This is a genomic window from Mesorhizobium sp. M0633, from assembly GCF_040320645.1.
Taxonomy (GTDB): domain Bacteria; phylum Pseudomonadota; class Alphaproteobacteria; order Rhizobiales; family Rhizobiaceae; genus Mesorhizobium.
Map to the genome: position 1 here is coordinate 1 of NZ_JAMYQC010000068.1, position 10,043 is coordinate 10,043.

Genomic DNA, 10,043 nt, shown 5'->3' on the forward strand with positions numbered 1-10,043 from the left:
CCAGCCTGCTTGCAGACTTACAAGGGCGGATCGAAGGGTGAAGCCGCATGGACGTTAAATACCAAATCTTCGTCAGCTCGACCTATGCCGATTTGGTGGACGAAAGACGGTCGGTCATCGAGGCCGTTCTTAACCCTCGGGCATATTCCTGTGGGGATGGAGGCATTCCAAGCCAGCGACGACACTCAATGGGATTACATTAAGCGGCGCATCGATGACAGCGACTACTACGTACTCATCGTAGCGGAGCGGTACGGCTCAGAGTTGAAGGGTAAGAGCTACACCCAGATGGAGTACGAGTACACCGTCGCCCAAGGCGTGCCTACCGTGGCGTTTTTGCTCGAAGGCGGTGCTCGCAAGACGTGGGCCGCGGAAAAGGTCGAGTTCGAGAAAAAGGCCAAACTCGAGAGATTCCGAAAGCTGTATGAAAAGAAGCTCGTTAAATATTGGCGCAACAAGGACGATTTGGCGGGTAAGGTTGCGATGGCTATTAGACGTTATGACCGTGGTCTGAGCGGCGGCCCGCCCTTCTAGCTTGGCCGACCGATCCACCGCACGATTTCATAGGCAGGCATCGGGCGGCGAAAACCCTTCAGCGTCAGTTCGCCAACAAGAACGGATTCGACCAGCGACTCGACAGCGCCGAGGACCCGTTGGCTAACAAGAATCTGGCGCGATTTGGCCTCCTCGCACAATCGGGCGGCATGGTTCGACACAGTGCCGATGACGGCATAGTCCGAGCGCTGATCAAAACCGATGCGCCCGATGGTTGCGTGGCCCCTGGCAATGCCGATCCCAAAGCCAAGCAAATAGTCGCGCTTGCGCCATCGCTCTGAATGCTCGTCAATCGCGTCGCGCATTGCAGCAGCCATTGAGACAGCTCTCTCGCTGTGGTCGGCGCATGCCAGTGGATCGTTGAAAACCACGACGATACCGTCGCCCACGAACCGCTCGAGAGTCCCCTGGTGGCGGACAATTTGTTCACCAAGACAGGAATGATACTCGGCAAGAACGGTCATGACTTCTTCGGGTTCGGCGGTCTCTGCGAAGGCAGTAAAGCCGCGCAAATCGCAAAAGACAACGGTCACCTCGCGACGGTGGCTCTGCAAGAGCGCATCTCCATTGCCCGCCGCAACGATGAGGTCGGCGACCTGTTCGGGCAGGAACCGCCTAAGCCGCGCCATTCGCTCGAGCTCCGTCACCTGGTCGGCCACGGTTTGCTCGAGCGAGCGGTTCCAGTCGGAAAGTTGCGCGGCTTGGTCCTCAAGGCGTTTGGCTTGGCTCGCGACAGTGTCGTGAAGCGCCTTCTGACGCAGCATCGAGCGCACCCGCGCTAACAGCGCCCTGTGCTCGAAGGGCTTTGTCAGATAGTCGTCGCCACCGGCGTCCAGCCCATCGACCACGTCGCGCGTGTCGGCTTTCGCGGTGACCAGAATAACGGGGATCGACCGCAGCGATTGATCGTGCTTGAGCATGCGTACCACACTGATGCCGTCGAGCTTCGGCATCATGATGTCGAGCAGGATCAGATCCGGCGTGAGTTCGCGGGCTTTCGCAAGCCCCTCTTCCCCATCGGCGGCGGTTGCAACTTCGTAGCCATTCGCCTCGAGGCGCATGCGCAGGATCTCGAGGTTTTCCGGAGTATCGTCGACCGCGAGAATGCGAGGCGGATCGTGCAAAGCGCTGCCTCCCTCAAGAAAGGAACCCGCGAATCTCGGAAAGCAGCTGGCGCGGACTGAAGGGCTTGGCAATGTAACCATCGCACCCAGCAGCAAGGGCTTTCGCCTCGTCGCCCGACAACGCGTAGGAGGTGACGGCGATAATCGGAATGTGCCGGAGCGCCGGGTCGGCCTTGATGCGGCGGGCCGCTTCATACCCGTCGATCACCGGGAGCTGAATGTCCATAAGGATCAGGTCTGGCCTGTGCGCTCCGGCTGCAGCGATGCCGGCGGCGCCGTCCGCCGCCTCGATCAGTTCGTATTCGGTGGTAGCAATGAGATCGCGGATGATCTGGCGGTTGTCCTCGGTGTCTTCCACCATCAGGATTCGTTTGCTCATGCGGCCCTCACGTCCTCATTCACCCGGATTGGTACCTTGAGACGGAATGTCGACCCTGACCCGATCACGGACTCGACGTCTATGGTTCCGCCATGCATTTCGACGATGCGCTTCGAGATCGCCAGGCCAAGACCCGTACCGCCCTTCTGCCTGGTACTGCTGTTGTCGACCTGCTGGAATTCTTCGAAGATGAGAGCCTGGTCCTTGGACGCGATGCCGGGACCGGTGTCTCGGACGGTCATCTCGAAGTGCCCGTCGACCGCATCGGCAAGAATGTCGACCGCACCCGTTTCGGTGAACTTGACGGCGTTGCCTGCAAGATTGAGCAGGACCTGCGTCAAACGGCGTTCGTCTCCGCGGCCGATTGGAAGGTTCTCGGCAACAGTCGTTGAAAGCTCAAGACCCTTCGCTCGTGCCAGCGGCTCTACAGCCGTAACTGTCGATCGAACAATCTGCGCGACGGAGTAGTCCTCGATCGCCAGTGTGAGCTGGCCGGCTTCGATCTTGGAAAGGTCGAGTACGTCGTTGATGAGCCCGAGGAGGTGACGACCGTTTGCCTGCACGCGCGCGACGGTCGTCTTTGCCTTGTCCGGGAGTTCGCCGTAGATGCCGTCGACCAGCAGCTCTGTGAAACCCAAGACCGAATTGAGCGGTGTCCTGAGTTCGTGGCTCATATTCGCGAGGAACTGGGACTTGTGGCGGCTAGCTGCCTCCAGCTCCCGGCTTTTCTCCTCGATCTCACGGAACAGCTTGGCATTCTGGATCGCGAGCACCGATTGGGCTGCGAAGGTCTCCAGCAGGTGGACAACTTGCTCATGGAAGGCACCTGGCTTGTAGCGCCTGACGACCAGTGCACCGACGATCTTGTTGGGCCTCAGCAGCGGAACGATCAGGATACCGCGATATCCGGCTTCGACGATCGTCTTTCTTACAAGGAAGGATGAGGCCTCCTCGCTGAGGTCGGGAAACTGCACCGGCATGCAGCGCTCGGGTGCGTCGCCGATCCCCATGTCGGCCAGCCCGATCGTCTGGTGTGAGACTGCGGCTATAAGCTCATCGCTCATACCGAAGTTTGCGCGCGGACGGAATTGCTGCCGCGTGCTGCTGAACACGTAGATGGTGCCAGCATCCGTCTCCGACAACTGGACCGCTTTGGCGACGATCGTTTTCAGCACCGTGTCGAGATCCAGCGTCGAATTGACCGCCTTGCTCACTTCACCAAGCGCCTCGAGCTCACCAACAGACGCGGCAAGCTCGCGCGTCCGTGACTGCACCGCCTCGAAGAGCCGCGCATTCTCGATGGCGATCACCGCCTGGTCGGCAAATGTCTCGACGAGCGCGATCTCCTTGAGATTGAAAGGTTGCGGCTCAACCCTCGTCATGACGAATACGCCAACGAGATCACCTTCCCGCGACAGCGGGGCAGCGAGGACGGTGCGGAATCCGCCTGCCTCAGCGATCAAGGCAACGCGGTAGTCCGGATCAGCGGTCACGTCTTCGATTTGCACGATCCGCCGTTCTTCGATTACGCGCCCTACGGCGGAGCCTCGGCCTGCGGCGAGCGCGGGAAGTGGATTGGCGTCGACATAAGCACGGAAGCTGGGCGGGTAGCCATGCGTCGACACATAGCGGAATATGCCATCCAGCAACTGCACGATACCACCCTTGTCGGCACGGCAGAGCCTGACAGCCGATTCCACCAACGTATCGAGCACGACCTGCAGATCGAAGGTAGAGCGGCTGATGACCTTCAGAACGTCTGCGGTGGCTGTCTGCTGCTGAAGGGCTTCGTCGAGCTGCTGGGTGCGCGTCTCAATCTCCTGATACAGGCGCCCCAGCTGGTCGGAGGTTTGGTTGACGTTAGCGGCGAGCACTCCAAGTTCGTCGCGATTGGCGACGGCAACCTGTTGGGCGAAGTCGCCGGCCGCTATCTGGCTGAGACGCGTCTCGATCTTCTTGACCGGTTCGATCAACGACCAGGAGATGATGTAGCCGAGCCCCAACGCCAGCAGGATACTGCCCACCGCAAACGAGACCACGATCAGTCTGGACGTGCCGTACGCACCCTCGGTCGTTTCGATGGCCACTACCATGTCGGCCTCGGCCATGTTGACCAGCTGGTTTGTCAGCCGCTCGAGGCTATCAGCCGACGGTATGATTTCATCAAGCTGAACCTTGCGCGCCTCCTCAGTGCGGCCGGCGCGGACGAGCTCTGCCACGTGCGTCACCCCGGCCGTCAGCCGTTCGTACTCTTCCCTGACCTGGCCAAGCACTTCCACCTCGGCTTTGGCTACGAACTCCATGCGGTCGAGGTCGTAGCCGAACTGGTTGAGCTGGCGCAGCGCCGCATCCAGCATCCGGTCGTCCTGAAGCAAAAGGGCGGTGGAGATGCCGTAGAGCTGGGTGGTCGTATCGTGCTGGACCTGGCGATAGGCTGCTATCCGGCGCTGCAACTTGATCAGCTCGTTTGTTTGATCATTGACCCCACTCAGCACCTGCAACCCGACGGCCCCGAGGACGATCAGCAGGCCGACAATCGACAGGAACGCGATCAAGAGCTTGGTCTGGACGCGCGCCGGCAGCCGGGCAACCCAGCCAACGAGCCGGTTCGTTATGCTATTTGGATTCGTCCAAGAGGCTGAGAAGGTCATCCCGGAACTCCTCCAGGTCGAACCGGACACCAAGATACTGTACTCGCAAGATGCCACCGGGGTCCACGAGCGACGTCAACAAGGTATGGTCGACATCTCCGTTCGCCGCCTTCTTCGCGATGACCCCGTATTTCCGTCCAACCTCATGGACAATCGCCGGATCACCGGTAAGAAACGACCAGCCCTTCAGATCGGCGCCAAAATTCTGCGCATATTCCTTCAAAACATCGGGCGTGTCGCGCTCCGGGTCGACGGTGATCGAAACGAAGGCGATTTTCGGTCCGAATGCACTACCCAACTTTTCCTGCACGCTGGCCATATGGGCGGTCAGCATGGGGCAGACGTCGGTACAGTACGTATAGATGAATGAAACGGCGACCACCTTGCCGCGAAAGTCGTGCAGCGACACACGCACACCGTCCTGCGATACCAAGGTAAAGTCCGGCGCCTGTCCGATCGTCGGCAGGCGCTCGTCGTGCGGCGCGTCGTGCGCGTGTGCCGGCCCGGCCATCAGCGCCAGCAGCAAGATGCGCGCCGCCCACTCGCTCACGTTTTCATCTCGCGCTTGACCTCGTTGAAAAAGCGCCAATCCGTGCCGTTCGCGATGATCTCGTTTGGGTTCGACTTGACAATCCCGGCTTCATGCAGCCGCAGCGAGAAGAACCTCATCGTGTCCTCGGGATCGAAGTCGCGCCAATCAGAGTATGGGAGCTCGCGGAGCGACTGCACGGCGTAGTCGTATTGTTCGGTGTGTCCGCCATCCACCAGGAGGCGTGCCACCCGTTCCGGTTCGGCCGCGCAGATGTCGGCCGATTTGATGATGGCCCGGATGACGCGCTTGGTGGCAGCTGGATTTTTCTCGGCATACGCAGCGTTGACCGCCAGCATGCAGCAGTAATATTGCGACCACGGCCGGTCCTTGGAACTGTCGAGGATGACGTGGCCGACTTTGCGGGCGCGGAGGTCTTGAGCCTCAGGCGGAAAAGCCAGGAAGGCGTCGACCTTGCCCTCGGCGAAGAGCTCCGCCGGCTTTGCCTCGCCGACGATCCATTCGATGTCGCGTTGCGGATCGAGGCCGACATAGGTCGCCATGGCACTGACGAAGATATGCGGATCCGACGATAGATTGCCGCCGACGCCGACTTTGCGGCCCTTGAGATCCGCGATGCTCTTGATGTCCTCGCGTCCGAACAACTCGTAGCAGCCGACATGCACTCCGGAGATCACCTTGATCGGGGCGCCAGTGTCGACTGGAATGATTAGGGCCGTGGCAAAGTCAATGCCGAAGTCGATGTCGCCGCGCGCCAGCATCTCGGTCTGGGCGATACCAGCTTCGGCGGCCACGAAGCCGAAATCTGAGAACCCCTCTGCGCGGATCAGATCCTCGGCGACGTACTGCGGAGCAATGCAGATACCGGGCGCCGCCGCAAAGCGGGCGATTGTGGTTTCAGGTGCCGCTTCGGCGGCGGCCGCGTTGCGGCCCTTTGCAAGACCCACACCTGCGAGCGCGGACAGGCCTGTGAGGAAACGGCGGCGGTTCTGGATGATCTGCATAAGCCTTTCCTTCCCTGATGGGACACGACGTTCGGCGATTGCCTACGTCTTCAACTCCTGCTTTAGTTGATAGAGAAAGCGCCAATCCGTTCCGGTGGCGATTATCTCTTGCGGGCTCGACTTGATCATGCCCGTTTCGTACATGCGCAGCGCGTAGAAGCGCATCGAGGCTTCGGCATCGAAATCCCGCCATCTGTCGTACCGGAGGTCGCCAAGCGTTTGCAGCGCGAGTTCGTAGCTGGGGACGAAACCTCGATCGACCAGCTGCCCTGCAGTCCATGACGGATCTGAGACACAGAGGTCGGCGCCCTTGAGGATGGACCGCAGGACGCGCTTTGTCGCCGCCGGGTATCTGTCTACATAATCCGCAGTCGCGGAAATCATGCAGCAGAAGTGCTGCGACCACGGCGGGTCGGTGGTCGAGTTGAGGATTGTGTGGCCTACTTTCCTGGAGCGAAGTTCCTGCGTGCGGGGCGGTTGGCCGAGCACTGCATCGTACTTTCCTTCGACGAAGCCTTCCGCAAAATTGTGCTCTTCGATGACCCATTCGATGTCGTTGACGGGATCGAGCCCAACATAGGCGGCCATCAGAGAAACCAACACGTGTTGCGGCGAATCAAGCGTAAAGACCCCAACCCGCTTTCCACGCAGGTCCGAGACGCCTTTGACGCTGTCGTTGGCGATCAGTTCGAGGCACCCGGAGTGCAGTCCGCTTAGTACCCTGATCGGCACTCCTGCATCGATCGACGCCAGATGAATCGGCACATAGTTCACACTGAAATCCGTCTCGCCGTTTGCGATCCACGCGGAATGATCAACCTTCTTGTCACCTTGCACATAGCGGACATCGGTGAATCCCTCGGCGCGCAGCATCTCTCCGGCGAGGTACAGGCCCGCCCAGCAATAGGCGCCGCCGATGTACCGCGGCAGGCGGACCGAGGTGGTCTCCGGCAGCGGCTCAGCCCAGGCTTGCGTAGAGGTGCCGATAAGGCCCGCGGCGCCGGCTGACGCAGCGCCGGCTAGGAAACGGCGGCGGTTCTGGATGATCTGCATAAGCCACTCCTTCCCTCGATAGGGCGCACGGCATGATGGCGATTGCCTACGTCTTCAACTCCTCCTTCAGTTCGCTGAAGAAGCGCCAGTCGGTGCCTTGGGCCAAGAGCTTCTGGGGGGTGCTCTTGAGCATCCCGACCTCGTGGAGGCGCAAGGCGTAGAAGCGCAGGGTGTCCTCAGCGCTATACCCACGCCAACCGTAGGGGAGCCCCTTTATGACCTGGAGGGCATGGTCATAGCGCCTAGTATAGCCCTGCTCCACCAAGTACTGCGCGGACTGCTCCGGCTCGCTGGCGCAGAAATCCGCCGCTTTCAAGATGGCGCGGAGGGCGCGTTTGGTGGCCACCGGATACGTGCGGACGAACTCCCGGTTCCCAGCCAGCATGCAGCAGAAGTATTGCGACCAGGGCCGGTCCACGGTGCTGCTAATCACCACATGGCCGATCTGCCGCTCCCGCATCTCCTGCGGTTCGGGGGGAAAGCCTAGGTAGGCATCGATCTTCCCCTCACTTAGGAGCCGGATGGACTCGGGTCCCGGATGCGTGACGAAGTGTATGTCCTTATGGAGGTCCAGGCCTACATAAGCCGTCATAGCGGCGAGAAAGACGTATCGGCTGGAATCTAGCGCTGGCACGGCCACGGTCTTCCCCTTGAGGTCGCGGATCGACTGGATGCGATCGGTGCCGAACAGCTCAAAGCAGCCGACGTGGAGTCCTGCCAGGATGACGATGGGATCCCCCGCTTCCAGGCTGAGAAGGAGCGGGGCGGCGAAATGCGCACTGAGGTCGGCTTCACCAGAGGCGAGGGCCGGCGCGATGTCTGCGGTCCCCTCTTTTTGGAGGTAGTGCACCTCAGTGAACCCTTCGCTGCGCAGCAGTTCTTCGGCTACATACTGGGGGGCCTGACAGATGCTGGGAATCCGGACGAGCCGGATCCGCGTCGTCTCAGGCGGTGGCTCCGCAGCGGCTCGCCTGCGGACGCTAGTCGTTTCCGGCGGTGGCTCTGAGGGGAGCGATTGCTGGACCCCGACTAGGCTCGCGGCGCCGGCTGCCGAAAGGCCGGCCAGGAAGCGCCGGCGGCTCTGGATGATTTCCATGTCCACGTCTCCCCTTGAGACAAATGGGATCAGGTTTTCAGCTCACGCTTCAACTCGTCGAGGAAGCGCCAGTCCGTTCCGTCGGCGATGATCTGTTGCGGGCTCGATTTGATCATGCCCGTCTCCTGCATGCGGAGTGTGTAGAACCGCAGGGAGTCTTCAGGATCGAATTCCCGCCACCGGTCGTACCGGATATCCTTCAGCGTTTGGAGCGCGTAGTCATACGATGGGACGAAATCGCGATCGACCATCTGCCGAGCCACCCGCTGCGGATTCGACACGCAGAGGTCAGCGGCCTTGAGGATGGATCGCAAGACCCGCTTGGTCGCCACCGGGTACCTATTCACGTAGTCCGACGTCGCGGAGATCATGCAGCAGAAATACTGTGACCATGGGCGGTCGACGGCATTGTTGAGGATGGTGTGGCCGATCTTCTTGGCGCGCAGCTCCTGCGGCTGGGGCGGCGTGCCGAGGAATGCGTCGATCTTCCCTTGGACGAAGAGTTCCGTGGGCTTGACGCCCTCAGTCAAGACCCACTGGATATCGTTGACGGGATCGAGCCCGACATAGCCGGACATGAGGGACAGCCACACGTGTCGCGAGTTGTTGAAACCATCAACGCCCACCCTCTTGCCCCGCAGATCCGTGACGCTGCGGATGCTCTCCTTGGCGATCAGTTCGAGGCATCCCGAGTGCAACCCGGTTAGCACCTTGATCGGCACGCCGGCATCGATCGACGCGATTTGGTTCGGCGGAAAGTTGACCGAGAAATCCGTCTCACCGCGTGCGATCCACTCCGATTGGTCGACGCTTCTGTCGGCTTCTACGTAGCGAACGTCGGTGAAGCCATCTGCGCGCATCAGTTCTCCGGCGATGTACGCGCCGGCCCAGCAGTAGGAACCACCAACCCACCGCGGCAGCCGAACCGTGGTCGTTTCCAGCGGCGGTTCCGCGTGAAGCGACTCCGGAAGACCGACAATACCGGCAGCGCTTACCGCTGCAGCGCCGGCCAGGAATCGGCGGCGGGTTTGCATGATCTGCATCCGAACGCTCCTCTTCCGAATCGCAAATGGCAATTCTGGCCGGAACCGAGCAAAAGAGGTTCCGGCAGTGACAGACAGTCTTGTGAGCGCGCCGAACACAGCGAATTACGAGCGCGCCCAGAGTCTTGATGCGGGAGTCTTGCGCTCTCAGTCGCCGGCCCAGTATTAGCAACCGACGATATGCCACGGTACGCCCAATTTGCGTTGGTTGCGAGCGCAAAACTTACTCCGCCAAACGTCCCGCCAGCACCTCGCTGTCAGGGAGACTGTTTGCGCGGTTCAGAATGGCCACTTCGAGTTTACTGCGGCCGGGCCGAGTCATCGACGCAAAGGTCTGCACAGGGTCATCAGTACTGGTTGCGCTTAACGTCTGGTTCCGGGAAGGAAAATCGGCCTCGGAAGGTCCCGAAAGGGTCAGGAATGCTGGTCGCGGTGAATGTCAGCTATCGGGCAGCGAAATGGGCTCATGAAGGGCGGCTTTGGGTCAATGAACGAACCCGCTCGCGGGAGGGGCGCGGGGTTTGAGGCGTGAGCTTTGTTGGCAGCGTCGGTGAGGCTTTAATCGATCAGGGGTGACGGACGGCCATC

General features: G+C 60.7%; 9 protein-coding genes. 1 reads left to right on the plus strand and 8 read right to left on the minus strand.

Features of this window, described 5'->3' with window-relative positions; all coding sequences use genetic code 11:
- The coding region (locus tag NKI47_RS33840) for a DUF4062 domain-containing protein (RefSeq protein WP_502898124.1) at positions 1-534 on the plus strand (534 nt) is incomplete at its 5' end.
- On the opposite strand, the gene NKI47_RS33845 is transcribed toward NKI47_RS33840, so the two are convergent.
- The 8 genes from NKI47_RS33845 to NKI47_RS33880 form a co-directional block, all read right to left on the minus strand.
- A complete protein-coding gene (locus NKI47_RS33845; RefSeq protein ID WP_352595943.1) occupies positions 531-1,775 on the minus strand; it encodes an adenylate/guanylate cyclase domain-containing protein in 1,245 nt (414 codons plus the stop codon). The genes NKI47_RS33840 and NKI47_RS33845 overlap by 4 nt on opposite strands.
- Positions 1,693-2,040: a response regulator gene (locus tag NKI47_RS33850; RefSeq protein WP_246501742.1), complete on the minus strand. Its 348-nt coding sequence runs from the start codon at positions 2,038-2,040 to the stop codon at positions 1,693-1,695. Before NKI47_RS33850 ends, NKI47_RS33845 begins: the two co-directional genes overlap by 83 nt.
- Positions 2,041-2,054: 14 nt before the next feature.
- A complete protein-coding gene (locus NKI47_RS33855) occupies positions 2,055-4,613 on the minus strand; it encodes a GAF domain-containing protein (protein ID WP_352595946.1) in 2,559 nt (852 codons plus the stop codon).
- A gap of 61 nt (positions 4,614-4,674) precedes the next feature.
- Complete coding sequence (locus NKI47_RS33860) at positions 4,675-5,259, minus strand: SCO family protein (protein ID WP_352595949.1); 585 nt, start codon at positions 5,257-5,259, stop codon at positions 4,675-4,677.
- Complete coding sequence (locus NKI47_RS33865) at positions 5,256-6,263, minus strand: ABC transporter substrate-binding protein (RefSeq protein ID WP_352595952.1); 1,008 nt, start codon at positions 6,261-6,263, stop codon at positions 5,256-5,258. The genes NKI47_RS33860 and NKI47_RS33865 overlap by 4 nt, the downstream gene beginning before the upstream one ends.
- A 42-nt stretch (positions 6,264-6,305) precedes the next feature.
- Entirely contained in the window at positions 6,306-7,316 is a 1,011-nt protein-coding gene (locus tag NKI47_RS33870) for an ABC transporter substrate-binding protein (RefSeq protein ID WP_352595954.1), read from the minus strand.
- A gap of 46 nt (positions 7,317-7,362) precedes the next feature.
- Positions 7,363-8,412, minus strand: coding sequence for an ABC transporter substrate-binding protein (locus NKI47_RS33875; RefSeq protein WP_352595957.1), 1,050 nt, complete (start codon positions 8,410-8,412; stop codon positions 7,363-7,365).
- 29 nt (positions 8,413-8,441) lie between these two features.
- Positions 8,442-9,455, minus strand: a complete 1,014-nt coding sequence (locus NKI47_RS33880; protein WP_352595960.1) for an ABC transporter substrate-binding protein — start codon at positions 9,453-9,455, stop codon at positions 8,442-8,444.
- Between the last annotated feature and the right edge of the window lie 588 nt (positions 9,456-10,043).

Bases quoted from the DNA above. Each gene is read 5' to 3' on its own strand.
- NKI47_RS33850 (WP_246501742.1), bottom strand. From the start codon at position 2,040: ATGGTGGAAGACACCGAGGACAACCGCCAGATCATCCGCGATCTCATT.
- NKI47_RS33865 (WP_352595952.1), bottom strand. From the start codon at position 6,263: ATGCAGATCATCCAGAACCGCCGCCGTTTCCTCACAGGCCTGTCCGCG.
- NKI47_RS33870 (WP_352595954.1), bottom strand. From the start codon at position 7,316: ATGCAGATCATCCAGAACCGCCGCCGTTTCCTAGCCGGCGCTGCGTCA.
- NKI47_RS33875 (WP_352595957.1), bottom strand. From the start codon at position 8,412: ATGGAAATCATCCAGAGCCGCCGGCGCTTCCTGGCCGGCCTTTCGGCA.
- NKI47_RS33880 (WP_352595960.1), bottom strand. From the start codon at position 9,455: ATGCAGATCATGCAAACCCGCCGCCGATTCCTGGCCGGCGCTGCAGCG.